The sequence below is a fragment of the Streptomyces sp. NRRL F-6492 genome, assembly GCF_001280125.1.
GTDB lineage: Bacteria > Actinomycetota > Actinomycetes > Streptomycetales > Streptomycetaceae > Streptomyces.
Window position 1 is genome coordinate 1 of sequence record NZ_LGEG01000186.1, and the last position, 261, is coordinate 261.

The 261-nt window shown below is 55.6% G+C and carries 1 rRNA gene; it reads right to left on the reverse strand.

The window, feature by feature from the left end:
* Positions 1 to 97 (reverse strand): 5S ribosomal RNA (rrf, locus tag ADL08_RS14660); the annotation flags it as partial.
* Positions 98 to 261: the final 164 nt, after the last annotated feature.

The window sequence follows — 261 nt, forward strand, 5'->3', positions numbered from 1 at the left end:
CCCACAGGGTCCCCCCTGCAGTACCATCGGCGCTGAAAGGCTTAGCTTCCGGGTTCGGAATGTAACCGGGCGTTTCCCTAACGCTATGACCACCGAAACCCTATTGGTTTCGAGCGAACAAGCACACTCTGTAGTTGTGTTCTAGCTCTAGAAACCAGCAACTGTTCGTTGCTTCAGAACTAACACAGTGGACGCGAGCAACTGAGGACAAGCCCTCGGCCTATTAGTACCGGTCAGCTCCACCCCTTGCGGGGCTTCCAC